1 protein-coding gene is annotated in these 1,132 nt (G+C 59.7%); it reads right to left on the bottom strand.

The features are described 5' to 3' along the window. Positions 1–82 precede the first annotated feature (82 nt). On the bottom strand, positions 83–1,024 hold the full coding sequence (locus ACOCD2_RS21165) for an AMP-binding protein (RefSeq protein ID WP_293650020.1): 942 nt from the start codon (positions 1,022–1,024) through the stop codon (positions 83–85). Positions 1,025–1,132: the final 108 nt, after the last annotated feature.

The raw sequence follows: 1,132 nt of genomic DNA, 5'->3' as shown, positions 1-1,132 counted from the left end.
CGCCGCGTTCGGAGGCCTACTTTGTTTTCCCTCTGGCGCAAGGCACGCCGGGAAAACAGTGCGGCCTCGCGGCTACTGGGGACTACCAGCCTTCGCTTCGCTCTCCATGGCTGGCAGCGACCGATGATGCTTCCGACAGGCCATAGCCCTGATACACAGGCAGACCCAGAGCTTGCGCCTGCGCAAGCTGCGCTGCGGAGACAGGCGCTCCTCCCACGGCAATGAAACGGAAGCTGCTCGGCAACATTTGTGTTGCGGCCAGGCCGAGGAACAGCTTCAGCAGTTGCGGCACAAGGATGGCCGTGGTGGGCTGGAGCTGTTGCAGCTTCTTTCCAAGCGTCCGTGCGTCCACCTGGCTGGAACCGCTGAATCCCAGGCTGTCGGCATCCGGAACCAGCATGGTGGCGCCGGCCAGTATCGGTACATATACCGAACCGATGTTTTCCAGCAGCGTGGACAACGGCAGCAACACAAGCGCCTTGTCGTCCGTGCTGCCGGCAGCCGCCTCTTTCAGGGAGATGGCCACACCTTCCATCTGCTGCAGAGACAGGGGAACACCTTTGGGATTGCCGGTAGTGCCGGAAGTGTAGGTAATCTTGGCCCGGTTCAGAAACAGTGAATCTTTCACATCTTCCAGTTGCAGGTATGACAGCAACTTCCCGGCGACGATCAGGGTTTCCTCTCTTGCTGTCGGAAGCCCTTCATCAAATAGCGACGCTCTCTGGCAGATGATGCGATCCACACCGGCATCGCGTAATGCATGGCGAATCTGATCAGGGCTGAAAAACAGGGGAACGGGCAAACAGGTTATACCGGCAGCCAGAGCGGCAAGATCGGCAATGACCCAGTGCGGTCCATTGGGCAGATACACTCCCAGCACCTGTCCATCACGCAGCCTGTCGGCAAGCTCATTTACCTCCGCCAGAAGTTCACCCCAGGTGAGCCGCAGCGCATCACCCAGCAGGGCAGCCTCATCCGGACGGTGAGCGGCGTGATGCCGCAGGGCGGCGATCACTTTGCTCATCAGGGCTGCCTCAGCATCACACGGGCGTTCTGTCCGGCGGACAAAGCATCCTGCCAGATATTCTCCAGCAGTAACTACTCACCCCTAAGATGAGTACAAGCCTGCCTC

The organism is Thiolapillus sp., assembly GCF_048562965.1.
Taxonomy (GTDB): domain Bacteria; phylum Pseudomonadota; class Gammaproteobacteria; order Chromatiales; family Chromatiaceae; genus Thiolapillus; species Thiolapillus brandeum_A.
This window is presented reverse-complemented; position numbering and strand designations above follow the sequence as displayed.